Source organism: Micromonospora halotolerans (assembly GCF_032108445.1).
In the GTDB taxonomy this organism is placed as follows: Bacteria; Actinomycetota; Actinomycetes; order Mycobacteriales; family Micromonosporaceae; genus Micromonospora; species Micromonospora halotolerans.
The window spans coordinates 5,979,284-6,004,061 of record NZ_CP134876.1 but is presented as its reverse complement, the minus strand read 5'-3'; the positions used below and the strand labels follow the sequence as shown (position 1 = coordinate 6,004,061).

Genomic DNA, 24,778 nt, shown 5'->3' with positions numbered 1-24,778 from the left:
CCATGGGCCTGTACCTGCTGGTCCGTGCGGCGGTGCTCGTCGTGAGCACCGCCGTCGCCTCGGTCGTCGTCTTCGCGGTCATGGCGGTGCTTCCCGGCGACCCGGCCGAGGTAGCGCTGGGGGTCAACGCCACGGCGGAGGCGGTGGCGGCCAAACGCGCCGAGTTCGGCACGGACCGGCCCCTGGTCACCCAGTTCCTGGACTGGGTGGCGGGCCTGTCGACCGGCGACTTCGGCGTTTCCTACGTCACCTCGGACCGGATCGGTCCACAGATCGTCGACCGGCTCGGCGTGACGCTCTGGCTGGTGCTGTTCGGAATGCTGATGGCCATCATCGTGGCGGTGCCGCTCGGCACCGCCGCCGCGGTACGCCATCGCAGCATCGGCGGGCTGCTCCTGTCCGGGATAAGCCAGGTCGGCGTAGCCGTGCCGGCGTTCCTCGCCGGCATCCTGCTCGTGTTCCTGTTCGCCGTCACCTGGCAGGCCCTTCCCTCCGGCGGCTACACCCCGATCCGGGAGGACCCCACCGCCTGGTTCCAGCAACTGCTGTTGCCATCCCTGTCCCTCGGCCTGGTGCAGGGCGCGGTGCTCAGCCGGTACGTCCGATCCGCCGTGCTCGACGTGATGCGCGAGGACTACATCCGCACCGCCCGTGCCAAGGGACTCGGGCTCTATCGGGCGCTGTGGAAGCACGGCGCGCGTAACGCCGCGATCCCCGTGGTCACCGTGCTCGGTCTGCAACTGGCAACGCTGCTCATCGGGGCCGTCGTGGTGGAGCGGGTCTTCACCCTCCCCGGCCTGGGCAGTCTCCTGCTCGACGGTGTCGCCAATCGCGACCTGCTGCTCGTGCAGGGCACCGTCATGGTGCTCGTCGTCGCCGTCCTCGGCATCAACTTCCTGGTCGACGTTCTGTACGCCCTGCTCGACCCGAGACTACGGGGGGTCCGATGACGGCACTGGACAACCTTCCGGCCACGGACCTCGGCTACCGCCGGTGGCGCCGTGTCAACGCCAGCATGATGGTCGGCGGCGCCCTGGTCGCGCTGGTGGTGCTCGCCGCCATCACCTCGTTCGTCTGGACGCCGCACGACGCCGTGCACGTCGACGCGGCGCACCGGCTGGCACCCGCGTTCAGCGACGGCTTCCTCCTCGGCACCGACAAGTTCGGCCGGGACGTGGCGAGCCAGCTGATGGTGGGTGCCCGCACGACGCTCTTCGTCGGGATCGTGGCGGTGGGCGTCGCCGCAGTGCTCGGAACCCCGCTCGGCGTCCTCGCCGGCATGGCCGGCGGCTGGCTCAGCGAGGTCGTCATGCGGGCCAACGACCTGCTCTTCGCGTTCCCCGCGCTGCTGCTTGCGATCATGCTCGGTGCGGTCTTCGGCGCGAGCACCCTCACCGCGATGGTCGCGATCGGCGTCGCGACGATCCCGGCGTTCGCCCGCGTCGCCCGAGGCCAGACCCTCGGCGTCATGCACACCGAGTACATCCTCGCCGCCCGCGCCGCCGGACGGTCCCGGCTCGCCATCGCGCTGCGCCACGTGCTGCCGAACATCGCCAGCATCCTCATCGTCCAGGCGTCGGTGTCGTTCGCCATCGCGATCCTGGCCGAGGCCGCGCTGTCGTTCCTGGGCTTCGGTACCCGACCACCCACCCCCTCCTGGGGCCGAATGCTCCAGGAGTCGCAGGAACTCCTGTTCTCGACGCCCCGCCTGGCGTTCCTGCCCGGCCTCGCCATCGCCCTCGCCGTACTCGGCTTCAACCTGCTCGGCGACGGGCTGCGCGACTGGCTCGACCCCAAGCTTCGGGAGCACCGATGACGGCCGCGGCACAGGCACCCGGCACCGCGACCGCGACGGACGCGGTACTGACGGTCGACAACCTGGGCATCCAGGTGGGTCCGGTCTCCCTGGTGGAGGACGTCTCCGTCACCATCGGCAGCGGCGAACGGGTGGGGCTGATCGGTGAGTCGGGGTCCGGCAAGTCCCTCACCGCGCTGGCGCTGATGGGTCTGCTGCCCGAGGGCCTGCGGGCCAGCGGGTCGATCCGCCTGCGGGGGATGCCCGACGACCTGCTGCGTACCGGTGAGCGGCGGCTGGCGAAGGTCCGCGGCAAGGCGGTGTCCATGGTGTTCCAGGAGCCGATGACCGCGTTGAACCCGGTGATGCGCATCGGCGACCAGGTCGCGGAGGTGATGCTGTTGCATCGCACCCGGGCCAGCCGGGCCGAGGCGGCCGCGGCGACGGTCGAGCTGCTCGACCGGGTGCGCCTGCCGGACCCGAGGGCGACCGCCCGGGCCTTCCCGCATCAGCTCTCCGGCGGTCAGCGCCAGCGGGTCATGCTCGCCATCGCGCTCGCCAACGACCCCGCCCTACTGATCTGCGACGAGCCCACCACGGCCCTCGACGTCACGGTGCAGGCACAGATGCTCGACCTGATACTCGAGCTGGCCGCGGAACGGAACACCGCGCTGCTCTTCATCACCCACGACCTGGCCGTGGTGGCCACGGTGTGCCAGCGCGTCCTGGTCATGTACGGGGGCCGGGTGGTCGAGACCGGCGAGGTGTACGACGTCTTCACGACGCCCCGGCACCGCTACACACAGGGATTGATCGCCGCGTCCGACCTGACCGTGGTCGACGAACGAAGTCGCCTCCGGACGATTCCTGGGGCGGTGCCCAACGGCGGTGCGTTCCCGGACGGGTGCGTCTTCCGCACCCGGTGCCCCCAGGCGACCGCCCGGTGCGAGCGGACACCCGAGTGGTCCGGCACCACCGCCCGAGGATTCGCCTGCTGGCACCCGGTGGGGGAGGACCGATGACCGAAACTCCGCAGATCGGTACGCCCGTGCCGGCCCGCGCCCGCGGGGACGCGGTGGCGGCCACCGCGAGCACGGGGCCGGACCCGGTGATCAGCGCCCAGCAGGTGGTCCGCCGCTACCGGCGTCCCCGTCGCTCCCTGACCCGGCCCGGGCCGGTCGTCGAGGCGCTCCGCGGGATCGATCTCGACATCGCCTACGGGCAGCGGCTCGGCATCGTCGGCGAGTCGGGGTCGGGCAAATCGACCCTCATCCGGCTCCTCGCCGGCCTGGATCGCCCGACCTCCGGCTCCATCACCTTTGCCGGACGGGAGATCACCCGGCTGCCGGACCGGTCGCTCAAGTTCCTCCGCCGAGACCTGCAGATGGTCTTTCAGGACCCGATGAGCTCACTCGACCCCCGAATGACGGTCAGCGACATCATCAGAGAGCCCCTCGTGGCGCTGGGCCACCCCAACCCCAGGGCTCGCGTCGCGGAACTGCTCGACGCCGTCGGGCTTCCCGCGGCGGCGGCGCACCGCTACCCGCACCAGTTCTCCGGCGGACAGCGACAGCGGATCTCCATCGCCCGGGCCCTCTCGCCACATCCGAAGGTCCTCGTAGCCGACGAGCCGGTCAGCGCCCTGGACGTCTCAGTCCGGGCACAGGTCCTCAACCTGCTCATGGACCTCGTCGACGACTTCTCACTGACCCTGATCTTCGTCTCCCACGACCTCTCGGTCGTCCGGCACCTGTGCGACACCGTGGTGGTGATGCACGACGGCGAGATCGTCGAGCGCGGCCCCACCACCGCCATTTACGAGCGTCCGACCCACCCGTACACCCGGGCGTTGCTCGCCGCCGCGCCCACGCTGCGGCAGGCCCTCGCGGTCCACGCGGCGAACCGAGACCGGAAGGAGCCGCAGCAACGATGAGTGTCTCGGCCCAGCTTGACACCATCCCCGTCGACGAGGAGGGCGTGGTCGCCTTCACCCAGGCGCTGGTACGCATCCCCAGCGTCAACGACCCCGGCAACGGCCGGTCCGAACAGCCGGCGGCCGACCTCGTCGCCGCCAAGATGCGCGAGTTCGGCTGGATTCCCGTGGTCTCCGAGGCCGCACCGGGCCGGCCCAACGTGATGGCCGTCGTGGACGGCGGCGGTGGCGACGGGCCGACCCTCATGTTCGAAGGGCACACCGACGTCGTCACCGAGGGTGCCCTCGACACCTGGACCGTCGACCCGTACGGGGCGGAGATCCGCGAGGGGCGGCTCTACGGCCGCGGCTCCGCCGACATGAAGTCGGGGGTGGCGGCCATGCTGTACGCGGTGCGCGCCCTGCAGCTTGCCGGGCCGTTCCCCGGCCGGATCAAGGTGTGCGCCCTGGCCGACGAGGAGGGGCTGATGCTCGGCGTCCACCACTTCGTGGACTCCGGGCTCGCCGCGGACGTCGACGCGGCGATCGTGTGCGAACCCGAGGCCGGCGAGATCTGCCCAGTGTCCAAGGGGGCGATCCGGTTCCGGGTGGACTTCCACGGCCGGATGGCCCACGGCGCCATGCCGCAGCACGCCCGCAACCCCATCCGTACGGCCGGAGCCTTCGTGCTGAAACTGACCGAGCTGGAGCAGGAACTCCAGTCCCGGCACGGCGCACATCCCCACCTCGGCCTGCCGTACGTCACCCCGACGGTGGCCACCGCGGGCGACCTCGACCAGATCAACGTGATCCCCGCGTACGCGACCGTCGCAATCGACGTCCGCACCGTGCCCGGAGTGGACCACCCGTCCCTGGTCGAGCGGGTCCGCGGCATCGCCACGGCGCTGGGGGCGGCCGAGGAGGTGCGCGCCGACATCGCGGTCCTGGTCGACCGGCCGCCGGTCGACACGCCCGTCGACGCCCCGGTGGTCGCCGCACTCGCCGAGGCGCACACCGTCGTGACGGGCGAGGAGCCGACGTACGGGGGAGTGCCGGGCACCACCGACGGCACGATCCTCACCGCCCGCGGCGGCGTGCCGAGTGTCGTCTACGGCCCCGGCGGCAAGTGGATCGCCCATCAGGCCGACGAGTACGTCGAGCTCGCCGACATCGTCCGCTCCACCAGGGTCTACGCCGAGGCGGCCCGCCGGTTCCTGCACGCACCCCGTCCGGTCGGCACCCGGTGAGCACACCGGTTCGGCCCGGGCCGAGCAACACCCTGACCGACGTCGCGGGCATCCGGGTCGGGCATCACCAGCGGACCGGCGACGGGTGGCTCACCGGTACGACCGTGGTGATCCCACCCGGCGGGGCCGTGGCCGGCGTCGACGTCCGGGGCGGCGGCCCCGGCACTCACGAGACCGACGTGCTCGACCCGCGAAACCTGGTCGACCGGGTGAACGCCGTCGTGCTCGGCGGTGGCAGCGCGTACGGGCTGGCCGCGGTCGCCGGTGTCATGGAGCGCCTGGCTGATGCCGGGATCGGTTTCCCCGTGGGCACCGAGCCAGGGCAGGTGGTACCGATCGTCCCCGCCGCGGTCCTGTTCGACCTCGGTCGCGGCGGCGACTTCCGCGCCACTCCCGGCCCGGACTTCGGCGCGGCCGCCTACGACGCCGCAACCGACGAGCCGGTCGCACTCGGCACCGTCGGGGCGGGCACCGGCGCGGTGGCCGGCGGCATCAAGGGCGGGGTCGGCTCGGCCAGCGCAGTCGTGGCGGGTGTGACCGTCGGCGCGCTGGCCGTGGTGAACGCGGTCGGCTCGACCGTGGACCCCGCCACCGGCGAGCTGTATGGCACCCGGTTCCGCCTGGCCGGCGAGTTCGACGGCGCGTGCCCGCCCAGCCAGGGGGAGCGGGCCGCCGCCCTGGAGGCCGCCGAAGCCCCCGCCGCGGCCGCCGGCCGTGGCGTCGCCGCGTCGTTCCACACCACCATCGGTGTCCTCGCGACCGATGCGACGCTCACCAAAGCCCAGTGCCAGAAGCTGGCCGGCATCGGGCACGACGGAATGGCCCGCGCCATCAGGCCGGTCCACTCGATGTTCGACGGCGACACCGTCTTCGCCCTGGCAACCTGCGCCGGTCCCGCCCTCGACCCGGTGGCGTTCAACGCGGTGCTCGCCGCCGGCGCGGATGCGTTCACCCGGGCGGTGGCCCACGGAATCCTCGCCGCACGGAGCGCGGGAGGGTACCGCGCATACGCCGACATCTTTCCCAGCGCCGTTCAGAAATGGAGGCGACGATGAGTCTGTTCGAGGCACCCTTCCCGACCGGCATGCCCGTCGGCGGTGGTTGGGTCCCGGCGCCGACCGCCCCCGTGCGGTTCCCCTACGACGGGTCGGTGGTCGCTGAGGCACCTCTTGGCGACGTCGAGCTGGCGCGCACCGCGCTGGACGCCGCGGTGACCAGCGCCGACACGGTGGCACGTCTTCCGTCGCACGTCCGCAGAGCGGTGTTGCTGCGCACCCGCGACGCGCTCGCCGCCCGGCGCGAGGAGTTCGAGCGGCTGCTCGTGCTGGAGACCGGAAAGCCGCTGGTCGACTGCCGGACGGAGGTGGCCCGTACCCTCATCACGCTGGAAACCGCGGCCGAGGAGGTGGCCCGCCTGCACGGTGAGACGGTGCCGCTGGACCTGCTGCCGTCCGGCGAGGGACTGATCGGGTTCTGGACGCGCCGGCCGATCGGCGTCGTGGTCGGCATCGCCGGGTTCAACTACCCCCTGCTGCTCGCCACCCACAAGATCGCGCCGGCCCTCGCGGCCGGCTGCCCGGTGGTGTGCAAACCCGCGCCGCAGACGCCGCTGGCCACGCTCTGGCTGGTGCACCTGCTGCGCGAGGCGGGCGAGGCGGTGGGACTGCCGCCGGAGGCGGTGCAGCTCGTCACCGGTGGCGTGGAGGTGGGGGAGACGCTGGTGACCGACCGGCGGGTGGGCGCGGTGTCGTTCACCGGGTCGGCCGCCGTGGGACACACCATCGCCCGGGCGGCCGCACCGACCAAGGTCCTGCTCGAACTCGGGTCCAACGCCGCCCTGGTGGTGGCCGCCGACGCGGACCTGGCGGCCGCCGCCGACGCCGTGGTACGCGGTGGCTACTACGCCTCCGGCCAGGCGTGCATCTCCGTGCAGCGGGTGCTGGTGGAGGCCCCGGTCGCCGCGGAGTTCCTCGGACTGGTGACCGATCGGGTCTCCGCCGTGACCGTGGGCGACCCCCGTGACGCGGCGACCCGGGTCGCGGCACTCATCGACGGCCGGTCGACCCGGCGGGTCCACGACTGGATCGGCGAGGCCGTCGCGGCGGGCGCGAAGATCGTGGCGGGCGGTGACGGCGACGGGCGGATGCTCCGGCCGACGGTCCTCGCCGACGTGCCGGACGGCTTGGCCGCGTGGGACGAGGAGATCTTCGGCCCGGTGGTGTGCGTACGCACGGTCCCCGACGTCGACAGCGCGTTCGACGTGGTCAACCGATCGAGGTACGGCCTGCACGCGAGCGTCTACACCCGGTCGCTGGCGACCGCCTTCGCCGCGGTCGAGCGGCTGCAGGTGGGCGGGGTCGTGGTGAACGAGGTGCCGGGATTCCGCGCCGACAACATGCCCTACGGCGGGATCAAGGACTCCGGCATCGGCCGGGAAGGCCCCCGCTTCGCGGTGGAGGAACTTACCGTGACCCGGATGGCGATCATCCGGCCGGCCTGAACCCCCTGTCGACATCATGGGCGCGCACCACGAGGCCTGCCCGTGAGCAACTGCCGAAGAGGATGAGGAGTGAGCCATGCCCGCGTACGAAAAGTTGTTTCGACTCGACGGCCGAAGGGCTGTGGTGGTTGGCGCCGGCAGCGGCATCGGCCGCGAGTGCGCCCGGGCGCTGACGGCGCACGGTGCCGAGGTCATCTGCGCCGACCGCGACGCTGAATCCGCCGCCCTGACCGCCCAGATGGCCGACGGCTCCCCGTACGTTCTGGATGTTCTGGATCCTTCGGCGGTGTCCCTGGCCGCAGCTGAACTGGGCGATGTGGATATCTTGGTCTTCACCGCCGCCACGAACGTCCGTAAGCGTCTGCTGGACTACACGCAGGAGGAGTTCGACCGGGTCGTCGGGCTCAACCTTGCAGCCTCCTTCGCGATGGTTCGGGCCTTCGGCGCCGGGATGGCGGAGCGAGGTAGGGGCAGCATCATCGGTTTCTCCTCCATCCGCGCCTACACGGTGGAACCGGGTCAGGGCGTCTACGCGGCGACAAAATCCGGTCTGGTGCAGCTGCTGCGGACCGCCGCCGCCGAACTCGGGCCGCGCGGTGTCCGGGTCAACGCGGTCGCACCCGGTGTCGTGGAGACGCCCCTCACGGCGCAGATCAAGGCCAATCCGGAGTGGTACGACGCGTACGCCGCCAAGAGCGCGCTCGGGCGCTGGGCGCGACCGGAGGAGATGGCGGGCGCGGTGGTCTATCTCGCCGGCGACGCCGCGAGTTTCGTCACCGGCAGCTGCCTGATCGTGGACGGCGGGTGGACTGCGGTCGACGGCCGTTTCGAGCCGCCCAACTGAACCTGCTGACGAGCAGAACGGATGACGTCGCGGCCCGGTGTGGGCAGAACGACGGCCAGTGCGTCGGCGAGCGTGGTCTTGCCCGCGGCGACCCCAACCCTGGCAACGTCCGCATGACCGCGAATCAGGTCGCGCCGGTGCCACCCACCCCTGGCGGTCAAGCTTCAGCCGTCAGGGACGGACGGGCCGACTGTGCCGAGCGGTAGGCGCGTGCGACCGTGGAGGAAGTGGCCGTCAGCTGCGGACGGGACGGCAACCAGACGGTCTGCATGCCGAGTTGCTCGTTCATGGCAGCGAGCTGGTACTCGTGGCTGAGGTCTGCGGCCGTACGTAGGCCGCGGACGATGACCGTGGCGCCGCGGCCCAGGCAGTAGGAGGCGGTCAGGCCGGTCCAGGTGTCCACCTCGACATTGCCCCAGGCTGCCGGCATGGCGTCACGTACGCGTGCTGCCCTGGTCGTGGCCTCGGCGGTCGGTCGTTTGTCGGCGTTGACCGCCAGCAACACGATGATCCGGTCGAACACCACCCGGGCACGGGCCACCAGATCCCGGTGTCCGGGGGTGAACGGATCGAACGTACCGGGATAGACCGCCAACGAGCCGTGTACCGACGCCACTCCGCGATCCGACGTAGCCGTCACCGCGCCTCCAACCACATGGCCACGATCATCCCAGCCGTACATCTGCCGACCGGACTTTGGCCCCTGTCGTCACCGCCGACCACCGCCGACATCCTGATCTGCCGCAGGCCGCGCGCCCGGTGAGCGTCCGCTCATGCTGACGGGTAGCGATGGACCTCCGGACGGCTCCCCGATGCGGCTGTCCGTGCTTCGTCGCGGCGAAGCAGCCGGTCAGGCTCAGGCAGAGAACGAAGCAATGCCGTCAAGCCGCCGTGCACGAGGGGAAGACCGCCCAGCTCGTTGATCCCGACCCATGCCATGTCGTCATGCTCGTCAGGTGCGCGGTTGGTCGGAGAGCCAACCCAGTCTCCAACGTGCCAGACACCTACGTGAACGCCGTCCTCACCGCTGCCGGCATGCCAGTCGCCCAACCGTGAAGCGGACTCCGCCACGATGTGAACACCGAGTTCCTCGTGCATCTCACGCGCGAGGGCTTGTAGTTCCGACTCACCCCCTTCGACATGCCCCCCGGGCAGATCCCAGAGATCTGGGTATGCCCGGCGGGTCGGGCTGCGGTGTACCAGAAGGACCGCGCCGTTTTCAACGAGTGCGCCTGTGACGACGACATGCATGACGGGATTAGAGCAGAGGGATAGGACAAGTTCGCTCCAGCCAACGGGTGGCCCCGGACCTCCGTGTCGGGTCACTGGCTGGAGGGGCACGGCGGGTTTGACGTCGTCCCACCTTCTTGCGTACGTGGAACGCATGCGTCAACAGCATCACAGTTGCTCGAATTTATTCGGTGAACACCTTTACGGAGTCGGCTAGCCCGTCGTTTCGGTTGATGCCGACGAAGAATTCGCTCCCCACATGGGTGACATCTTCGATCTCGTCGGTCAAGTTGTTCCCCGAAATTCCGATGTCGCTCTCCACATCGCCTCCAGACCAGTTGTACTGGTACACCCAGTTCCACCCGGTAGCGGGCGTTGACGTGTTGATTGACTTGGTGTTCCAGATATAGTTCTCAGAGCAGTCAATCCCCTGGTCGGAACGATTATCGTGACTCGTCAGGTTGCTCTTCGCCAGCGTCCATCCACTCGTAAGCGCACCGGCGCCCGGATGGGTCCACAGGCTGCCCAACCGTCGGGCAGCATATTTGCCGGCTCCACCGGCGGCCGTCGCGCTGTAGCAGAGGCCGCTGATGTTGCCTATCGGTAGACGCACTTCCCCGGTTGCGCCAAAAGTTCCATCGCCGTTCAGGCGCACGATTGTCACCTTATCGCTCAGAAACGCGGATTGGCTGCCTTGGGTGGCAATCAAGGCCGGGCCCTGGCCCAGATAGTTCGGGTTGTAGGCGAGGTCGTTACCGTGGCCGAGTGTGGGTATGGAGGTCGGCGCCCCGGCGCAGATCCAGCTAGCGCCGTCCCAGGTTGAGCCGTCGCGCAACCACCTGGACAGGACCGGCTCCGCGCCGGCCGCCTTGGTGAAAACGATGTAAAGCTGGCCGCCTGGCCCTGCCACCATGCCTTGCATGACCGTGCGGCCCGCCTTGCACGCACTGCTGTTCGGGATGTTCAGCCGTTCCGCCCCACTCCTGTCCGTAGCAGCGTAGGCAGACGCTGCCGGGGCAATAGCGATTCCCATTGAGAGTGCGAGCACGGACGCGACGCTTGATAGTTTCTTCACTACGGTGTCTCTCCTGCTTGGGGGTAAGGAGAGGGCAGCGTATCAGTTGATGTCAACCTGTCTATGCTCATTGTTGTGGTGGCGGAGGCGCGCTGCGCATACTGCTAGCCTCGATCGGCGTCGGCTGCCTGACCAGGGACCGCGATGCGCAAATGCAGCCGGAGGTCCGATCTTGTGTCACCGTTCGCGGTGGACTTCCTCGCGTACCCGCTCACATCGGTCAACTGCGCACCCGATAGCGCAGGTGAAGCACCCGGTTGCCCTGAATCACCACGTCAGGATCCTCCAACAGGTGCTGCGCGTCGACCGACCCGAAGTAGCGCTTGCCGGACCCGAACACCACGGGTACGACGTCCATGCGCACCTCATCGACCAGGCCCGCGGCAAGCACCTGGCCACCGACCTCTCCAGCGGCGACCTCGACCATGCGGTCACCCGCACAAGCTCCTGCGCCTTGGCCACCGCTGCCTCGACGCCGTCGACGAAGTGAAACGGCGCCTCGGGGTCCCAGCCCTCGGGCTGCGGCCGGTGCGTCACGACGACCACGTGGTCGATCCCGCTCGGAGGCTTCCCGTCCCAGCCGTCGGTCAGGTCGAAGACGTGGCGGCCGACGAGTGTCACCCCGATCTGGTCCCAGTACGGCCTGGTGTAGTCGTAGGACGTCTGCGACACCTTCACCTCGCCGCTCTCGTCCAACGGGACGTCACCGCTGGACAACCAGTCGAACAGCGGTCCGGGCTGGTCATTCTCGTCCGCGACGAAGCCGTCCACCGACACCGAGCTGTACATGACCACCTTGCCCACGGGGCTCTCCTCTGCTCTGGGGTGCCCCCAAATTAGCGTGTCGTGAGCTGTCCCTCTTGTACGAAATCAATCGGCCGGCAGCGGCGAGCCGTCCAGCACGTGGCCGGGATGTTCGCGCAGGAACCGCCGCCGGACTTCGACGTACCGGGTCGGCGTGAGCCCGGTGAACGCCCGGAACTCGTGGCCGAAGTGGGCCTGGTCGAAGTAGCCTGCGCCACTGGCGAGGTCGCCCCAGTCGATCGGTCCGGCGGGGTTGATCGCGAACAGGGTGGCGGCGAAGCGGTAGGTGCGGGCCAGCCGCTTCGGCGTGACGCCGATGAGCTCCTTGAACCGCTGTGCCAGATGAGTGCTGCTGACACCGGCTGCCACCCTCAGGTCGCCGATCGCCACCGCCCCGCCGGTCGCCGCGATGACGCTGCTCGCATGGCGGACCAGCCCCAGGCCGGCGGTTTCGCACAGCCGTCGCATCAGCTCCTCCTCGAGCAGCCTCAGCATCTCGTGCGGTCCGTCCGCCGTGGCCAGCCGGTCTCGCAGCTCAGCAATGGCGGGCCGGCCCCAAACCTGCTCTACCGTCACCGGCCGGTCACACAGCTCGGCCGCCGGCATCGGCAGGAACGGCGCCAGCCCCCACGGCTTGACGTGCACGCCGACGGACCGGGTCCGGAGTGGGCAGCCGAACTCCAACGCGCGGGTGGGCATGGTGACCACGCAGCCGTCGGCGTACTCGGCCGTCTCGATGTCGGTGCCGGCGCGGATGCGGAACGGCGCCCCGAGGTTGACGATGAGCAACGCCGACGGCATCGGCGGCAGCGTCAGCCGGGCGTACGGCGACGCCCCTCGTTGCGATGGAGTCGCTCGCGAATGGCGGCGGGGAGGCGGTCCCGGTCGGCGGGGCGCAGGCGTCGGCCAGGATCCGCACTTGGTGGGCTTGTTCTGGCGCGGGTTGCCGGTCGGGTCGTGACGAGATGCACCAGGCCCACGCCAGGTATCCGACGTCACCTACGACGAAGACGCGCTCAGATTCGCACCGGAACCGGGCCGAGGTCATGGCCGCCCTACGCAACGCCGCCATCGGCGCCCTCCGCGCCGCCGGAATCGCCAACACCGCCGCCGCCAACCGGCATCACGCCTGCGACAGCACCCGGCCCCTGGCACTAGTCGGCATCACCTGACGACTGCACCGGGGCCGAGCGGGCATGACTTTCGATTCGGACTCACCCAAACTGCGTGGCCCACCCGCCACGCCGCGTCAGCTCGTCACTCGTTGCGAGAAGCCCTGGGCATCGTCTTGTCGGCACCGGGAGGCATGGCGGCGTGGTACGACTGCTTGAACGCTGCCGCGAAACCGACAGAACGGGCGGGCCGATGACGACGAGCCGGGCGGGCGAGCTGCTGCGCATGCCTGGGGATCCCCAGATGGCAACGTACCTGGAACTGTTCTTCGACCTGGCGTTCGTCTTCGCGCTCGCCCAACTCTCGAACGCGCTGATCCAGGATCTCACCTGGAGCGGCGCCTTCCAGGCGCTGTTGCTGCTGCTGACAGTGTGGCGGATCTGGTTCAACACGGCGTGGATAACCGACAGGTTCAACCCCCAACAACCGGCGATGCAGCTGCTGGTCATCGCGACTCTGGTGGGCACCCTGGTGATCGCGATAGCGCTGCCCGACGCGTTCGGCGGGCAAGGCCTGCTCTTCGCAGGGGTATTCGTGGCCCTGTTCATCGGCACCAACGTCTTCCTTGTGATCACCCTGCGGGGCCACGCACCACGGCGCACCTCCGGACGGATACTGTTCTGGTACGGCGTGTCCGCGCCGCCGTGGATCGCCGGGGCGCTCTCGCACGGGACGGCGCGTGTGGCGCTGTGGACACTCGCGGTGGCGCTCGACTACGCCGCATACGCGCTCTCCTACCCCACGCCGAGGATCGGCCGCACGCCCCCGTCGGAACTGCCGACCGTGGCCGAACACCTGTCCGAGCGCTACCGGCAGTTCTACATCATCGCGCTCGGCGAGTTGATCCTGGTCACCGGACTGACGCTTCGCGGCACCGCCTTCACGCCCGACCGGACCGCTGCGTTCCTCGTGGCGACCGCCACCACCGTGCTGCTGTGGCGGATCTACATCTACCGCGCCGGGGAACTGGCGGCCGCAGCCATCAAAGCGGCCCCCGACCCGGCCCGCCTCGCCGCATCGACGTCATACGCCCACCTGGTCATGGTGGCCGGCATCGTCGTCACCGCCGTCGGCGACGAACTCGTCATCACCCATCCGTTCGGACATACGCAACCGGCCTGGATCGCCGTCATCCTCGGCGGACCCGCACTCTTCCTCGCCGGGCGTGCCGGCTTCGAGTACGCGGTCTTCGCCCGCGTATCCCGGGATCGACCGATCGGCGTGGTCGTGCTGGCCGCCCTGACACCGGTGATGCTCCTCCTGCCGCCACTGCTGGTCGCCCTCGCCGCCACCGCAGTCCTCGCCGGGGTCGCCATCTCCGACGCCACTCGCGCTCGAGCCCATCCAGCCGAACCACCGTCGCCACCAGGCGCACCATCGTGACAGGTCGCAGGCAGCTACCCCCGGGCCGATCCACACAGAATCCCGGCCGGCCGCCGGCACGACTTTGCCGTGGCCCTGGGACATGCATCGTCACGGTGGGCGTCACGGGTGACCCACCTACCGATGTCCGCTCGACCTGGCATTCTAGGAGGATGTGCAGGAACATTCGCGTGCTCCACAACTTCGAACCGCCGGTAACCGACGATGAGATCGAAGCCGCCGCCATCCAGTACGTGCGCAAGGTCAGCGGCACGACGCGGCCGTCCGCGGCCAACGAGGAGGCGTTCGGCGAGGCCGTTCGCGCTGTCACGGCAGCCACCCGAACCCTGCTGGACAGCCTCGTGACGAAGGCGCCTCCCCGCGACCGCGAGGTGGAGGCGGCAAAGGCCAAGGCGCGCGCCGCCGAACGGTACGGTCTTCGAGGGGCATGAGCGGTCAGGCTTGACCGGCTTGCTACGCACTGCGATGCTACGCGGGACGTAGTAAGGGAGGTCCCATGGCCGGGCTCGCCGACCTCGGCCGGTTCTCCGAACCGGCCCTGCACATCCTGATCAGCCTCGCCGCGGGGCCCAAGCACGGGTACGCCATGCAGGACGACATCGGCGAGCTCACCGGCGCCCGCCCCGGGCCCGGCACGCTCTACGGCGCGATCCGGCGCCTGGAGGAGCACGCCTACATCGAGGCCCTGCCCGAGCAGGACCGGCGCAAGCCGTACCGGCTGACCGACGCCGGCCGCGCGGCCCTGGGCGCCGAGCTGCAGCGCATGCGGTCCCTCGCCGCGACCGGGCTGCGCCGGCTGGCGGTTGCCTGATGCGCGCCCGGATCATCCGCGCCGTGCTGGCGCTCTACCCGGCCGCGATCCGCGAACGCTACGGCGACGAGGTCGCCGAACTGCTCGCCGCCAGTGACACCCCCGCCCGGGACCTGGCCGACACCGCCCGATGCGCGCTGCACGACCGGCTCACCCGGAGGGCGGAGACGATCACCGTGGCTCAGGCGCGCACCGCTGGCTTCACTGTGATCAAGCTGGTCGTCGCGCCGTTCGCGTTCGGCGTGCTGCTACTGCTTCTTCTGACCACGGCGGCTCTGCTGGCCGACGTGACCGGTGCGCACGACGCCGCGCCCTACGGGTACGCGCTGGCCGTGGCGCTCGCCGCGGCCTCGATGTGGTGGTTCGGCCGGTGGATGGCACGCTCTGAGCGGATCGTCGCGGCAGCCGTCGTGGTTCCGGTGGCGCTCGCGCTGGGCGTCGCGGGCATCAGCGCCGTACCGCCCATCGGTGATGTGCTCGGCGAGGTTCGTGCCGGATCGCTGACGGCCGTGGCCTGCTGGGCGGTCGGCGCCATCGGTCTCGGCTGGGCGGTGAACGTCCTGCTACGCCGCGGCCGCCGCGCCGCTGCCTGGCTCAGCAGCGCGATGGGGGCGCTGCTGCTGCTCGACGCGGTCACCGCCGTGTATGTGTTCACGGCGCTGCCGCCTGAGCGCGCCCCGCGGCACAACGCGCCGCTGTGGTACCTGTCCACGATGAGCTGGTGGGATCCGGGCCTGGTCGACGGCGCGTACCGGCAGCTCGAGGACTCGATCAAGATGCTGCCGCCGATGCTCACCATGTGCACGGTGTTCCTGCTCGCCGTGGTCGGCGTCACCGCGAGCAGGCCACGGCCGGCCACGTCAACGCTGTGCTTGCCGAAGAGCGGATGCTGAACTCACCGACGGGAACCGGGCGGCTATCCGAAGCGATCAGCCAGCTTCGTCAGCTTGGTGACGTACGCCGGCCAGTCATAGCCGTCAGGGATGTTGCTGCTCTCCCGCCGCAGGCCGATCGCCGCGTCGTGCTGCTCCCGCATGATGTCGGCATGACCCGCGTGACGAGCGAGGTCGCAGGTCACGTGGACGATGATCCTTTGCAACGTCACGGCCTGTTCACCTGGCCGCCACCACGACACCCGCCCCGGCGCGTCGAGCGGTAGCTGTTCGATCGTCTGATCCGCGAACACCCCGACACGGCGATACAGATCGACCAGCCCATCCTTCGTCTCCTCCTCCCGCGCGTACCAGTCTGCCTGCGGGTCCTCCTCGAACGCCTGCTCAGGGACCAGTTCCTCAGGAGTGGGGAATTCGCGCCCGAAGGTAGGCCCGAAGTAGCCGGCTTCGACATTGAGGCAATGCTTGAGGACTCCCAGCAGGTTGTTGCCGGTCGCCGTGCGGGGGAGTCTCGCTTCGCGTTCGCTCAGCCCGTCGAGCTTCCAGATCAGGTCTTCGCGCGTCGCCTGCAGGTAGTGGTGCAGCGCAGCTTTCGCATCGCCCAAGTCAGCCATGGTCGCCAGTCTTCCTCATCCGCCCGGGCATCGTGCCCTGTGTCGTCCGCAAGATCAGCCTCCGGCTGAAGCGGTCGGCATCCCGACCTGCCACCGACCGGGCGACACGGTACGGACATGCGACCGGCCGCACGACTCAGTATTGCAAACCGTACGTACGTATTATTAAGCTGGCCAGGTGCTTCCGCCCCCCGGCAACGCCCGGATCCTGATCTTCGCGCACTTCGTGAACACCTTCGGCAACGGCGCCTACCTCACGACCAGCGCCCTGTTCCTCACGAGGTCGGTCGGGCTCAGCCCCGCGCAGGTGGCGCTGGGACTGGCAGTCGCCGCCGCGGTCGGCATGGCCCTCAGCACCCCGATGGGGTATGCCGCCGATCACTACGGCGCCAAGCGGGTGTTGATCGGCACGCTGCTGCTGCTCGCGATCACCTACGCCGGGCTGATCGCCGTTCGCGGCGTCTGGTCGTTCACCCTGCTGGCCAGTGTCATCGCGGTGGGCGAGGCGTGCGCGAAGAGTGCCAATGGCGCGATGGTGGCCGCCGCTGTCCCGTCCGAACAACGGTTGCGGTTGCGGGCGTACCTGCGGTCGGCCAACAACGCGGGTATCGGGCTGGGCGCACTGGCCGGCAGCCTGCCCTTGCTGCTGGACACCCGCGCCGCATACGTGGCCATGTTGCTGGCAAACACAGCCACCTTCCTGGCAGCCGCGATGGTGATCACCCGAGTCCGCCCGGCGGCGCCGGTTCCGGCACGCCCGGACGACCAGCCGCGCCTGATCGCCCTGCGCGACCGGTCGTTCTTCAGCTTTGCCTTGGTGGACGGGCCGGTCGCGAGCCTCTACAACGAGATGCTCAGCTTCGCCTTGCCACTCTGGCTCGCGCTGCGCGCCCACACGCTGCTGTGGCTCGGTTCGGCGGCCCTGGTGATCAACACCGTGGGTTGCGTGCTCTTCCAGGTGCGCGCCACCAGAGGCGCCGACGGGCCGGCAGATGGGGCCCGAGTCGGCCGCCGCGGTGCACTCGTCGTCGCCGGCTCCTGTGTCCTGCTCGGGCTCACCGCCGCACTGCCGGTCTGGCTCAACTGCGTGGTGGTGCTGACTGCGGCGGCCGTGCACGTCCTCGGCGAACTCTTCCTGTCGACCGGCACCTGGGCGGTCATCTTCGGTCTCGCCCCGGAATGGGCGCAGGGGCAGTACCAGGGCGTCTATCTCACCGGCCGTCAGATCGGCAACATGGTGACGCCCCCGCTGCTGACCGCGCTCGTCATCAGCCGAGGCGGGCCGGGGTGGCTTGCCGTCGCCGCGATCTTCGTGGTCGCCGGGCTGGCGTACCCGAGGCTCGTCGGCTGGGGCATCCGCACGCGCGCCGTCGCCGTACCCGCTGGGGGTTGATCCTCTCTGACAAGCGAAGCGATGCGACGCGACGGTGACCGGCCCGGTCCTACCCAGGGCACGTTCGAATGGAGACAGACCATGAACAACACCGCCGGATTCAAGGACATCTCCCCGACCACCCTCGCCGACATTCTCGGACGCGAGCAGGTCATGAACATCGGCATTCGCCCCCTCTGGTCCCCGATCCAGCGAGTTGCCGGCGCGGCGTTCACCGTGCGGTGCCCGCCGAGCGACAACCTCATGCTCCATGCGGCGATCCATCGCGCGGAACCTGGCTCGATCATCGTCGTCGAAGCGGGTGACGTGGACTACGCGGTCAGCGGAGGGAACGTGTGTGCCGTCGCCCAGCGCCGCGGGATCTCCGCCTTCGTGGTGGACGGGGTGATTCGTGACCTCGCCGAGGTGCGCGAGATGGGCTTTCCCGTCTTTGCCAGGGGAGTCATCCCCGTCCCAGGGACCAAAGCAGCTGTTGAGCCGCTCAATGGCCAGGTGCGGTGCGGCGGTGTGAAGGTGAGTGCCGGCGATATCGTGGTGGCCGACGAAGAGGGCATTGTGGTCATTCCCTCCGCCCGTCAGGAACAGGTGCTCCTCGACGCTCGGACGAAGGTGGCCAAGGAGGCCGACGAATCCCTGGATGCCTGGGAGGAGGCCCACCGCGCCCGGATCAACAAGATCCTGAGCGAGAAGGGCTTCGAAGTCTGATCGACGGGCCGCGCCCGCGGCGACCCGTGTTCCGCAACGTCGGCGGTGAGCACCGAAGGGCAGAAGCAGGTTCACCAGGCCGGCACCGAGCTTTCGGCCCGGACCCGGTGGTGCCGAGCGCCGGTAAATGACGCGAAAAGTACCCGTGATGTTACGAGACTGTTTCCAAGATTGCCGGCAGGTAAAACGTCGTCCTGCAAGATCACGGCCGCTCCTACATTTCGGCCACCGCCACCCCGTCGTGGCGGCCGGCACCGAATGTGGAGGACGACGTGCCACGACCGAAGACATCCTCGCCCGGACGGATCAGGCGCGCCCCGGTGAGCGTGCTGGCCACCGCCGCGCTGATCGCCGCGGGGCTGGCGACCGCGCCGGCCGGCGCCGCCGTGGCGGCACCGCCGACCAGCAGCGGACCGACCGCCCGCTACCTCGTACAACTCGCCGAGCAGCCGTTGGCCAGCTACACCGGCGGCGTGCCGGGGCTTGCCGCCACCAAGCCGACCGGCGCCGGCCGGCTCGACCGGAGTTCCGGCGCCGCCACGGCGTACCGGGAGCACCTGCGCCGGCAGCGCGGCGCGGTGCTGGCCGGTGCGAACATTCCCACCAGCCAGGCCCAGGCCACCTTCGACACCGCCTTCAACGGCTTCGCCGTGGAGCTGAACCGCTCGCAGGTGGCCCGGTTGCGTGCCACCCGGGGCGTGACCGCGGTGTACGAGGACCAGAAGGTGCATGCGAGCACCTCGCACACTCCCGACTACCTCGGTCTGACCGGGCAGGGTGGCGTGTGGCAGCAGCAGTTCGGCGACGTGGCCCATGCCGGCGAGGGCGTCATCGTCGGGGTCATCGACAGCGGCTTCTGGCCGGAGAGCGCGAGTTTCGCCGCGCTGCCGACCCCGCGTCCGGATCAGGCGAGCATCGACGCGAAGTGGAAGGGCACCTGCGACGTCGGTACCGAGGCGCCGGTCACCTGCAACAACAAGGTGATCGGGGCGCGCTGGTACAACGACAGCGGGTTGGCCGACGCCTTCGCCGACGAGTACCACTCGCCCCGCGACCGCAACGGTCACGGCACCCACACGGCGAGCACCGCCGCAGGCGACCACGGGGTACCGGCCTCGATCGGCGACCAGCCCCTGGGGGCGATCTCCGGGATGGCGCCGGCCGCCCGGCTGGCGATCTACAAGGCGCTCTACGACACCGGCGCGGGCTCGGCAGCGGGTAGCAGCATCGACATCGTGCACGCCATCGACGACGCGGTCGCCGACGGCGTCGACGTGATCAACTACTCGGTCGGCGACGACATGGAGAACTTCAGCGCGATCGAGCAGGCGTTCCTCAACGCCGCCGCCGCCGGGGTGTTCGTCTCGGCCGCGGCCGGCAACGCCGGCCCCGAGGCCGGCACCGTCGACAACTCGACCCCCTGGGTGACCACGGTGGCCGCGAGCACCACCGACCAGCAGTACAGCCGCACGCTCACCCTCGGCAACGGCACGACCATCACCGGGGTGGGCGTGGGAGGCACCGCCGCCGGGCCGGCACCGCTGGTCTCGGCGAAGGCCAGCACGCTGCACCCCGACGACACGCTGAACGCCGAACTCTGCGCCGACGGCGCCCTCGACCCGGCCAAGGTCAAGGGGGCGATCGTGTTCTGCCGGCGCGGCGTCGTCGACCGGGTCGCGAAGAGTGCCGCCGTGGCGAAGGCCGGTGGCGTCGGCATGGTCCTCTACAACGACACGGTCAACTCCCTGGACCCGGACCTGCACGCGGTGCCCACCGTGCACATCTCCGACACCGACGCCCCGGCCGTCGCAAGTTACCTCGCCGCGGGCAGCGCGACGGCGACGATCTCGGCGGGCACCCTGACCAGGGTCGAGGCGCCGCAGGTCGCCGGGTTCTCCTCGGCGGGGCCGTCGTACTTCAACGGCGGCGACCTGCTCAAGCCGGACATCAGCGCGCCCGGCGTGGGCGTCGCCGCGGCGTTCTCCCCGGCGATCGGCGGGCAGAACTTCGCGCTCGAATCGGGTACGTCGATGGCGGCCCCCCACATCGCCGGCATCGCCGCGCTGCTGCGGGCCCGGCACCCGGGCTGGTCACCGTCGGCGATCCGGTCGGCGCTCATGACGACCGCCATCGACACCACGGACAAGGGCAACGCGATCAAGCTGGGGGATACGGACGCCACCCCGTTCAATTACGGCGCCGGCCAGGTCCGCCCGGGCGGAGCCTTCGACCCGGGCCTGGTCTACGACTCCGGCCAGCAGGACTGGCAGAGGTACCTGTGCGGCCTGGCCGCGAAGGGCAACCAGGTACCCGCCGACGACTGCGCCACGACCGGTGCGATCGAGACGAGCCAGCTCAACTACCCGTCGATCGCGATGGGCAACATGGTCGGCACCCAGACCATCACCCGCACCGTCACCAACGTCAGCGACCGGAAGGGCACCTACACGTCCTCGGTGCGCGCACCCGCCGGTTACGCCGTCAAGGTCACCCCGGCCAGCCTGACCGTGCTCCCGGACCGGACCGCCACCTTCAAGGTGGAGATCACCAACAAGGCCGGCGCCGTCGACGCCTGGACCGACGGCTCGTTGACGTGGCGGGACAACTCCCAGCACCAGGTCACGATCCCGCTGGTCGTGAAGAACAGCGGGCTGATCGCGCCGGACAGTATCGCCGGCACCGGCACCTCCGGCAGCTTCTCGATGACCGCGCAGGTCGGCTACCGGGGCACCCTGGCCGCGCAGCCGATCGGCCTGACCGCCGGCACCAGCACCACGGCCACCCTGCACGGTGACGCGCCGATCTGGGACTGGAACGCGCCGGACACACTGCCCGACCCCCTGCCGGCATCGCTCTACCGGGGCACTGTGCACGTACCGGCCGGCACGGTCAACCCGCAGATCGTCGTCACCGGGCAGAAGCCGCTCTGCGTCGACATCGACTGGGGCGCCGACCCGCTGCCCCCGTGCGCCGAGTTCATGTTCTACGTCTACGACAGCACCGGCAAACTCGTCGAGTACAAGTACGGCACCGCCGACGGCGCCAACGTGGTGCTGCCCGGCGCCGGCGACTACACCCTGATCATCGAGCAGTTGTACACCCTCAACACGCCAGCCGGTCAGGGCGCCAACACGTACACCATCACCACCCTGCTGCCCGGCGTGCCTGGCACGTCGGCCGGAAAGCTGACCATCGACCCCAAGCAGGTCAGCGTGATGGCCGGCGCGACGGTGAACCTGACGCTGCGCTGGTCCGGGCTCGCCCCCGGTCGTCGGTACATCGGCGTGGTGGTGCTGAGCAACGGCAAGGATCCGTTGAAGACGGTGCCGATCACGGTGCGGTCGTAACTGCTGATCCCCGCGGCCGGGTGGGCCGGCGGTGTGCCACAGGTCACCGCCGGCCCGCCCGGCCGTCCACCGGAACAGGTCCGGATGATTGGCTGCCCGCGCGAGCGGCGACGGGCGGTTTGACGGTCACGACACGCGGGGCGGGTTCGAGTCCCTGGTCCGCCCTGGACGCCTGCGCGGACCCATCGAATTCGTCGGCCGGGCGGCCGAGCTGGCGACGTTGCGCCACCTGATCGAGACGCCACCCTGCCTGGTCCTGGTGGAGGGCGAGCCCGGCATCGGCAAGAGCCGGCTCGTCGCGGAGCTGCTCACCGGCTCCACCCGGCGTCGGTTGGTCGGCGAGTGCGACGACGTGCCGGAGCCGTTCCCGCTCGGTGCCCTGCTCGACGCCATCCGGACCGGCGCCGACGAACTGGGCCCGCTCAACCCGGTAGCCGGCGCGCTCGCCCCGCTGCTGCCCGAACTGGCCGACCGGCTGCCTCCCGCACCGCCCCCGCTGAACGACCAACCGGCCGAGCGGCACCGGCTGCTCCGTGCGGTGGCCGCGGTGCTCACCGCGCTCACGCCCGCCGTGCTGGTCCTCGAAGACCTGCACTGGGCCGACCCGGCGACCTGCGAATTCCTCGCCTACCTCGGCGCCCACCCGGTCGCCGACCTGGCCGTCGTGCTCACCGCCCGCCCCCCGGCCCCCACCGGCGGCACCCCCATCCACGACGCGCTGGCCCGCACCCCACCGGGGGCGGTGCGCCGGATCGCGCTGCCACCACTCAGCGCCGGCGACGTACGCGAGCTGGCCGCCCGCACGTTGCGGCTCAGCGACCCGCCGCACGGGCTCACCACCGCGCTGCTGGACCGCACCGCGGGCATCCCGTTCGTGCTGGAGGAGGTGCTGCGCTCCCTCGCCGAACGAGGCGGCGATCCGCTCGCCGACGACACCGTCCCCTTCGTACTCCGGGACGTGCTGCTCTGGCGGCTGCGCTCGCTCGACGAATCCACCCGCGAGGTGCTCGGCGCCGCCGCGGTCCTCGGCCTCGTGCCGAACCGCCGTACCCTCGCCGCCGTGCTGCGCCTCCCCGGCGACGCGGTCCGCGCGGAGTTGGACGCGGCGCAGCACGCCGGCCTGCTGCACGAGGCCACCGACGGGCTGCGGTTCCGCCACGACCTGGCCCGCCAGGTGGTGTACGACCTGCTCTCGCCCGGCACCCGGCAGTGGCTGCACCTGCGTGCCGCCCGGGTGCTGGAGCAGTCGCTGCCCCGGCCGGTGGCGCAGCTCGCCCACCACTACCGGCTCGCCGGCAGCGGCGCCGACTTCGTCCGCAACGCCGAAGCCGCCGCCGACCTGGCCACCGAACGCGGCGACGACGCCACCGCCGCCCGGTTCCTGTTGCAGACCATGGACCTCGCCGAGCTGCCTCGTCCGGTGCGGGTCCGGCTCGCCGCGAAGCTGGGCCGCTCGGCCATCGACGGCCTCAGCCAGGCGCCCGTGATTCCAGTGCTGGAGCGGCTGCTCGCCGACCGGCGCCTGCCGCCGGGGGCCCGCGGCGAACTGGGCCTCGTGTTCGGGCGGATGCTGCGGCAGCAGGGCGAGGAGTTGCGCGGGTACACCGAGATCGAACGGGCCGTGCCGTACCTGCGCGCCCCGCGACGCCGGGCCCAGGCGCTCGCGGTGCTGGCCGCGCCGGACACGGTGGTCGGCCGGCACGTGCGCGACCACCTGGCCCGCTGCGCGGCGGCCGAGGAGGCCGCGGCGGCCAGCGGCGACCCGGTCGCCCACCTGGAGGTACGGATCGCCCGCGCCTCGCTGCTGCTGGAGCTGGGTGACCCGACGGCCTGGCTGGTCATCGACGAGATGCGCGCATCGCCGGTCCTCGCCGACCAGCCCCGCGAACACGTCCGCGCCTGCCTGAACTGGGCCCAGGGCGCCCTGCACGCCGGGCACCTGGACCGGGCGTCGGCCCTGGCCTCGGCCGCCCGGCGGCTGATGGAGACGAACGAGTACGAGCGGCTGCTCGGCCTCGTGGAGGTGACCGAACTGGCGCTCGACCGGGCCGCCGGGCGGCTCGACGGGCTGGCGGACCGCCTCGCCCGGCTGGCCGCCACCCCGGAACGGATCCCGTTCGCCGGGCTCGACGTCCGCGCCGAACTCGCCACCGTCCTCGCCCGCTCAGGATCCCCGGCCGAGGCGGAGCGCCAGTTCCGGGACGTGATCGCCGAGGCCCGGCGGGTCGGCGCGATCCTGCCGCTGGTGCAGGCCGCGTCGGGGCTGGCCCGACTGCTGCTGCCCGACCGGCCCGACGACGCGGTGCCGCACGCGCTCGACGCGGTCTCCCTCGTCCGGGACAAGGGCATCTGGGCCTGGGCGGCGGAGGCGGTCCTCGTGCTGGCCGAGGCCGCGGTGACCGCGGGCGAGCCGGGACGGGCCGCGCCGGTGGTCGCCGAACTCGCCGCCGGCATCGAGGGCCGCGACGCGCCGGTCGCCCTGGCCACCCTGCGCCGCTGCCGCGAACTGGTGCCCGCCTGACCACTACGGGGTCGCCGGCTCGGATTCCGGCTCGTCGGCCAGCACGACCTCCCACGCCTCGACATCCCGCTCGGTGCCGTGGTGGGCGACGAGATTCCCCGACCGCCGCCGGGAAACACGCAACCGTCTCGAACGTCCGCTCATCGACAGGTCCGCGCGCGTCGGGCGCTGCCGTTCGCCCGTCACGTACCGTGATGCTCGGTCGGCGGCCATGAGGTCCCCCTACTTGGGGCCCTCGGCCGGCTCGGGCCCGGCGACGTTCGGAAGTACCAACGCTTGAGCGGCGATGACGCGTTCCCCGTTGAAGGCCAGCGCCGGTGAGCCGTACAGCCGGTAGCCCTGGTGGAGGAGGCCGCTGACGCGGGCGCAGAAGTCAGCGTCATCGGGTCCGGTGACAAGCCGGTAGCCGAGCGGCTCAGAATGATCTGACACCGTCGCATTGTGCCGCCCGGTCATGCCTGAGCAACAGTGGTGGCCACCATCCGTCGTGCTCGCGCGTGACCACCGGTATGAGAGTGCGGTCCTCCCGCA

Annotated in this window: 24 protein-coding genes and 1 pseudogene; 17 read left to right on the top strand and 8 right to left on the bottom strand. The window is 70.6% G+C overall.

The genetic code is table 11. The features are described from left to right. Window positions 1-2: 2 nt before the first annotated feature. The 8 genes from RMN56_RS28305 (at window position 3) to RMN56_RS28270 (ending at window position 8,298) form a co-directional block, all read left to right on the top strand. Complete coding sequence (locus tag RMN56_RS28305; protein ID WP_313720768.1) at window positions 3-950, top strand: ABC transporter permease; 948 nt, start codon at window positions 3-5, stop codon at window positions 948-950. Further along, the gene (locus RMN56_RS28300; protein ID WP_313720766.1) at window positions 947-1,816 is read left to right on the top strand and encodes an ABC transporter permease; all 870 of its coding nucleotides are present in this window, start codon (window positions 947-949) and stop codon (window positions 1,814-1,816) included. The genes RMN56_RS28305 and RMN56_RS28300 overlap by 4 nt, the downstream gene beginning before the upstream one ends. Next, complete coding sequence (locus RMN56_RS28295; RefSeq protein ID WP_313720764.1) at window positions 1,813-2,817, top strand: ABC transporter ATP-binding protein; 1,005 nt, start codon at window positions 1,813-1,815, stop codon at window positions 2,815-2,817. Before RMN56_RS28300 ends, RMN56_RS28295 begins: the two co-directional genes overlap by 4 nt. After that, window positions 2,814-3,728, top strand: a complete 915-nt coding sequence (locus tag RMN56_RS28290) for an ATP-binding cassette domain-containing protein (protein ID WP_313720762.1) — start codon at window positions 2,814-2,816, stop codon at window positions 3,726-3,728. Before RMN56_RS28295 ends, RMN56_RS28290 begins: the two co-directional genes overlap by 4 nt. Further along, a complete protein-coding gene (locus RMN56_RS28285; protein WP_313720760.1) occupies window positions 3,725-4,954 on the top strand; it encodes a M20 family metallopeptidase in 1,230 nt (409 codons plus the stop codon). The genes RMN56_RS28290 and RMN56_RS28285 overlap by 4 nt, the downstream gene beginning before the upstream one ends. Beyond that, a complete protein-coding gene (locus RMN56_RS28280; protein ID WP_313720759.1) occupies window positions 4,951-6,009 on the top strand; it encodes a P1 family peptidase in 1,059 nt (352 codons plus the stop codon). Before RMN56_RS28285 ends, RMN56_RS28280 begins: the two co-directional genes overlap by 4 nt. After that, window positions 6,006-7,454, top strand: coding sequence for an aldehyde dehydrogenase family protein (locus RMN56_RS28275; RefSeq protein ID WP_313720757.1), 1,449 nt, complete (start codon window positions 6,006-6,008; stop codon window positions 7,452-7,454). The genes RMN56_RS28280 and RMN56_RS28275 overlap by 4 nt, the downstream gene beginning before the upstream one ends. Window positions 7,455-7,530: 76 nt before the next feature. Continuing rightward, window positions 7,531-8,298 (top strand): SDR family NAD(P)-dependent oxidoreductase, encoded by a 768-nt coding sequence (locus RMN56_RS28270; RefSeq protein WP_313720755.1) that lies wholly within the window; start codon window positions 7,531-7,533, stop codon window positions 8,296-8,298. Window positions 8,299-8,455: 157 nt separating this feature from the next. Here RMN56_RS28270 and coaD read toward each other — a convergent pair whose 3' ends face one another. The 5 genes and pseudogenes from coaD to RMN56_RS28245 all read right to left on the bottom strand — a co-directional run bounded on the left by coaD (window position 8,456) and on the right by RMN56_RS28245 (window position 12,208). After that, window positions 8,456-8,980 carry a pantetheine-phosphate adenylyltransferase gene (coaD, locus tag RMN56_RS28265; RefSeq protein ID WP_313720753.1) on the bottom strand — a complete coding sequence of 175 codons (525 nt, stop codon included), beginning with the start codon at window positions 8,978-8,980 and terminating at the stop codon, window positions 8,456-8,458. A gap of 89 nt (window positions 8,981-9,069) precedes the next feature. Further along, complete coding sequence (locus RMN56_RS28260; protein WP_313720751.1) at window positions 9,070-9,549, bottom strand: NUDIX domain-containing protein; 480 nt, start codon at window positions 9,547-9,549, stop codon at window positions 9,070-9,072. A 163-nt stretch (window positions 9,550-9,712) separates the two neighbouring features. Next, entirely contained in the window at window positions 9,713-10,576 is an 864-nt protein-coding gene (locus RMN56_RS28255) for a hypothetical protein (RefSeq protein WP_313720749.1), read from the bottom strand. A 247-nt stretch (window positions 10,577-10,823) separates the two neighbouring features. Beyond that, window positions 10,824-11,407 (bottom strand): annotated as a pseudogene (locus RMN56_RS28250) (dihydrofolate reductase family protein). Window positions 11,408-11,473: 66 nt separating this feature from the next. After that, window positions 11,474-12,208 carry an AraC family transcriptional regulator gene (locus RMN56_RS28245; RefSeq protein ID WP_313720747.1) on the bottom strand — a complete coding sequence of 245 codons (735 nt, stop codon included), beginning with the start codon at window positions 12,206-12,208 and terminating at the stop codon, window positions 11,474-11,476. A gap of 245 nt (window positions 12,209-12,453) precedes the next feature. Between RMN56_RS28245 and RMN56_RS28240 the strand changes: the two genes are divergently transcribed. The 5 genes from RMN56_RS28240 to RMN56_RS28220 all read left to right on the top strand — a co-directional run bounded on the left by RMN56_RS28240 (window position 12,454) and on the right by RMN56_RS28220 (window position 15,667). Then, the gene (locus tag RMN56_RS28240; RefSeq protein ID WP_313720745.1) at window positions 12,454-12,579 is read left to right on the top strand and encodes a hypothetical protein; all 126 of its coding nucleotides are present in this window, start codon (window positions 12,454-12,456) and stop codon (window positions 12,577-12,579) included. 244 nt (window positions 12,580-12,823) lie between these two features. Further along, a complete protein-coding gene (locus tag RMN56_RS28235) occupies window positions 12,824-13,963 on the top strand; it encodes a low temperature requirement protein A (RefSeq protein WP_313720743.1) in 1,140 nt (379 codons plus the stop codon). Between the two features lie 152 nt (window positions 13,964-14,115). Next, window positions 14,116-14,394 carry a DUF2277 domain-containing protein gene (locus RMN56_RS28230; RefSeq protein WP_313720741.1) on the top strand — a complete coding sequence of 93 codons (279 nt, stop codon included), beginning with the start codon at window positions 14,116-14,118 and terminating at the stop codon, window positions 14,392-14,394. Window positions 14,395-14,459: 65 nt separating this feature from the next. Further along, complete coding sequence (locus RMN56_RS28225; protein WP_313720739.1) at window positions 14,460-14,774, top strand: PadR family transcriptional regulator; 315 nt, start codon at window positions 14,460-14,462, stop codon at window positions 14,772-14,774. Further along, entirely contained in the window at window positions 14,774-15,667 is an 894-nt protein-coding gene (locus RMN56_RS28220; protein ID WP_313720737.1) for a hypothetical protein, read from the top strand. The genes RMN56_RS28225 and RMN56_RS28220 overlap by 1 nt, the downstream gene beginning before the upstream one ends. Before the next feature lie 23 nt (window positions 15,668-15,690). Here the strand turns inward: RMN56_RS28220 and RMN56_RS28215 are convergent, their stop codons facing one another. Continuing rightward, window positions 15,691-16,281: a DinB family protein gene (locus RMN56_RS28215; protein WP_313720736.1), complete on the bottom strand. Its 591-nt coding sequence runs from the start codon at window positions 16,279-16,281 to the stop codon at window positions 15,691-15,693. A gap of 178 nt (window positions 16,282-16,459) precedes the next feature. On the opposite strand from RMN56_RS28215, the gene RMN56_RS28210 reads away from it, so the two are divergent. From RMN56_RS28210 to RMN56_RS28195, 4 genes are all read left to right on the top strand, one after another. Continuing rightward, on the top strand, window positions 16,460-17,674 hold the full coding sequence (locus RMN56_RS28210; RefSeq protein WP_313720734.1) for an MFS transporter: 1,215 nt from the start codon (window positions 16,460-16,462) through the stop codon (window positions 17,672-17,674). 81 nt (window positions 17,675-17,755) lie between these two features. Next, the gene (locus tag RMN56_RS28205) at window positions 17,756-18,379 is read left to right on the top strand and encodes an RraA family protein (RefSeq protein WP_313720732.1); all 624 of its coding nucleotides are present in this window, start codon (window positions 17,756-17,758) and stop codon (window positions 18,377-18,379) included. 320 nt (window positions 18,380-18,699) lie between these two features. Next, the gene (locus tag RMN56_RS28200; RefSeq protein WP_313720730.1) at window positions 18,700-21,726 is read left to right on the top strand and encodes a S8 family serine peptidase; all 3,027 of its coding nucleotides are present in this window, start codon (window positions 18,700-18,702) and stop codon (window positions 21,724-21,726) included. Window positions 21,727-21,814: 88 nt separating this feature from the next. Continuing rightward, the gene (locus tag RMN56_RS28195) at window positions 21,815-24,247 is read left to right on the top strand and encodes an ATP-binding protein (RefSeq protein WP_313720728.1); all 2,433 of its coding nucleotides are present in this window, start codon (window positions 21,815-21,817) and stop codon (window positions 24,245-24,247) included. 3 nt (window positions 24,248-24,250) lie between these two features. On the opposite strand, the gene RMN56_RS28190 is transcribed toward RMN56_RS28195, so the two are convergent. Next, entirely contained in the window at window positions 24,251-24,433 is a 183-nt protein-coding gene (locus RMN56_RS28190; protein WP_313720726.1) for a hypothetical protein, read from the bottom strand. A 36-nt stretch (window positions 24,434-24,469) separates the two neighbouring features. Then, window positions 24,470-24,703 (bottom strand): DUF1737 domain-containing protein, encoded by a 234-nt coding sequence (locus RMN56_RS28185; RefSeq protein WP_313720724.1) that lies wholly within the window; start codon window positions 24,701-24,703, stop codon window positions 24,470-24,472. Between the last annotated feature and the right edge of the window lie 75 nt (window positions 24,704-24,778).